General features: G+C 64.4%; 4 protein-coding genes. 3 read left to right on the top strand and 1 reads right to left on the bottom strand.

Annotation, left to right across the window (positions count from 1 at the left end; genetic code table 11):
* Positions 1-353 precede the first annotated feature (353 nt).
* Positions 354-629: a hypothetical protein gene (locus Tchar_RS13355; protein ID WP_144329469.1), complete on the top strand. Its 276-nt coding sequence runs from the start codon at positions 354-356 to the stop codon at positions 627-629.
* A 133-nt stretch (positions 630-762) separates the two neighbouring features.
* On the top strand, positions 763-1,110 hold the full coding sequence (locus tag Tchar_RS13350) for a phage virion morphogenesis protein (RefSeq protein ID WP_144329468.1): 348 nt from the start codon (positions 763-765) through the stop codon (positions 1,108-1,110).
* 120 nt (positions 1,111-1,230) lie between these two features.
* Here Tchar_RS13350 and Tchar_RS13345 read toward each other — a convergent pair whose 3' ends face one another.
* A complete protein-coding gene (locus Tchar_RS13345) occupies positions 1,231-1,731 on the bottom strand; it encodes a hypothetical protein (RefSeq protein WP_144329467.1) in 501 nt (166 codons plus the stop codon).
* On the opposite strand from Tchar_RS13345, the gene Tchar_RS13340 reads away from it, so the two are divergent.
* The gene (locus Tchar_RS13340; protein WP_144329466.1) at positions 1,730-1,912 is read left to right on the top strand and encodes a hypothetical protein; all 183 of its coding nucleotides are present in this window, start codon (positions 1,730-1,732) and stop codon (positions 1,910-1,912) included. The two genes, Tchar_RS13345 and Tchar_RS13340, sit on opposite strands and share 2 nt — an antisense overlap.
* Positions 1,913-2,520: the final 608 nt, after the last annotated feature.

Here is a 2,520-nt window from a genome sequence, read left to right as displayed (position 1 = left end):
GCGACAAGCGCCGCAGCGGCCTTCTGCACAAGGCCGCTGCCCCCACCCCGATCACGTCAGAGAGTTGATTAACCCGGGGGTCAATTCCAGATGTCGTCAGGGGGTCAAATCTTCGTGTCGCTTGACATTGGCTGCAACGGGATAAGTGCGCCCGCCACGGCGCCACTGGGGGCCGACGAGGCCTCAGGAGGCCCACGAAAGGGGCTTCTGGAGCGGAAAATAACTCAAAATCTGCCCCTGATCCCGTCATGTGAAACAAAGTCTACCATCACCGCGTCCTCTGGAACGAATAGGCTGGGTTGTGCAGAGGTTTCCTAGCAGTCTGCCCCGCGTGAGCGGGGATCGACCCGGCCTTGAAGCAAAAGCGTGAGCATCCGGAGCTTTCGGCTTCCGAATACGCCATCGCCCAGGGCGTCATTGACCTGGCCACCCACCGAGTGCAGGACGGCGCAAGTCTGATCTACGTGCGCGCACTGTCAGCCGGGAAGTCCGGTGGCCACGTGCTGGTGGTCAAGGCCACCCGCACGGGCAAGGCGTTGTGGGTGACGAGCGTTCGACGGCTTTCCAGGCAACAGGCGGAGCGCGAAGCCGAGATCGCCCGCCTGCTGCGCAAGGCGGAAAAGAAATGAGGCGGCACCTGGACCGCCTCGTGGGGCTGGCGCGCCGGACTCCCGCGCCCGGCGACGGCACCTTTGGGCCCCAGGTCTGCCCTCACCAGATGGAGGGAGATTTTGCCGCCAACCCTTGCGTGCAGTATAGCCCATGATCCGCATCGACATCGACGACCGCGAAGTGCGCGCGGCGCTGGCCAACCTTCAGCGCCGCGTCTCCGACCTCACCCCGGTCATGCACGACATCGGCCAGGCGCTGGTGGAGGGCATGCGCGCGCGGCTGCGCGATGGCCGCGACGTGGAGGGCCGCCCCTTCGCGCCCAACTCGCCCGTGACGCTGGCACGCAAGAAGGGCGCGCGCCCGCTGGTCGATTCCGGCATGATGGCCAGCCAGTTCGCCTACCAGGCCGGGCGCGATACGTCCGATTACCGCCTCTTGCCGCGCATCATCGGCGCTGCGCGCATGGAGGATGCCGGTGTCACGGATACAGGCCGGTGATCCATCGAGCTGATCCATGAGATCGACGGCGCCGAATACCACGCCGTATTCGAAATTCTGACGAAGCGCCGCATGCTGGCGCTCAAAACGATGTACGAGAGATCAGGGCGTCCCCCCATCCTACGTCCGTGACGCATCGCGGTATAAGCGCGACGACGGGATGCAACCGCCCCTTGGAACAAGCTTAGCACAGTCATGAGGCGATGACCAAACCCCATCCGCATCGAAATCGACGACCGCGAAGTGGGCAAAGCGCTCGCCGAGCTTCAGCGCCGCGCCGGTCAGGGGCACATCGAGCGCAGCAAGCTCATCTGCGCTCATGTTGGCGGTATTGCCAAGTGCGGCAAGTCGATGCTCAACACCGATGGCCTGCCGCATGTAGCTCTCCAGCCCGAAACCGGTTACGACTTGACCAACGGCAGCAAGCTGCGCCGCAGTGGTGCCCATGCGAGATGCCGCGTTCGATACGCCGGCAATGGCAGCGCTCAGGCGCTCGGATGAAGAACGCCATCTATCCATCACGCCGCGCATGCCATCAAGCGAGCTCGCCGCGGCGCGCAGCGGTGCGCTAAACTGGTCCTTGAGCGTCAACAGCGCCGAGATGGCAAGGGTGGCGGACATGCTGGATTCGATCCTTTCCTACGCCAATGATCACGCCTGGGCGGGCTGGGCATTGACGCTTTTTCTGTTTGCGCCGCCCATCCTCATGGCCGCCGCCAAAAAAGCGAGCGGACTGCAGTCGCTCGACATGATCATCGGCTGGCTGGCCTTGCTGCTCATACTGGCCGTGCTCATGGCGTGAACCCACGCGCCTCGAGCGCGGCCTGGGCGCGGCGGCACCACTGGCGGTACTCGTCGATGTCCATCTCGCGCACCACGGCGGGCGGCCAGTTTTACTGGCTCCCAAGGCCAGTGGGCTTTGAAAGCCGCAGCCTATCGCGCATACCCTCGGCCAGCGCCTGGCCGATGTCGCGCATGACGGGGTGAGATCACCTCGGCGGCACTGGAGGCTGGCAAACGCCTCGCGCCCTTTGCAGTCGTCGACGTCGATGCGGATCGGTGCCTCAATGAAGCGCGGTCTAACAGCGCCGTCGTCGCGGGAGGGCGCTTACGCCTCTCGGTGATGTGCTAACCTTTGCGTTGAGCGGCGACGATCCCCCTTGGTGGGGGCGCGCTAAGTAGATGGCCGGTTCGAATCCTGGCGTCGCCGCTCAAGCGCTCGCCTCGCGCCAACGCCCGCGGGCCATTCATCGGCTGTAGCTGGCCCAGCTGCCGCGATCGCACTAGGGCCTGTTAACACTACGTGCTAACATACTGCGCATGGAACTTACGCCTGCGCAATTCGCGCGTATTGAGGATTGCCTGCCGCGGCAGCGGGGCAATGTGTCGCTGGACAACCTTCAAGTGCTC

The sequence above is a fragment of the Tepidimonas charontis genome (assembly GCF_007556685.1).
GTDB lineage: Bacteria > Pseudomonadota > Gammaproteobacteria > Burkholderiales > Burkholderiaceae_C > Tepidimonas > Tepidimonas charontis.
Note: the sequence above shows the minus strand (reverse complement) of the source record. Positions and strands in the feature narration are given on the sequence as shown.

Bases quoted from the DNA above. Each gene is read 5' to 3' on its own strand.
- Tchar_RS13345 (WP_144329467.1), bottom strand. From the start codon at position 1,731: ATGTCCGCCACCCTTGCCATCTCGGCGCTGTTGACGCTCAAGGACCAG.
- Tchar_RS13350 (WP_144329468.1), top strand. From the start codon at position 763: ATGATCCGCATCGACATCGACGACCGCGAAGTGCGCGCGGCGCTGGCC.
- Tchar_RS13340 (WP_144329466.1), top strand. From the start codon at position 1,730: ATGCTGGATTCGATCCTTTCCTACGCCAATGATCACGCCTGGGCGGGC.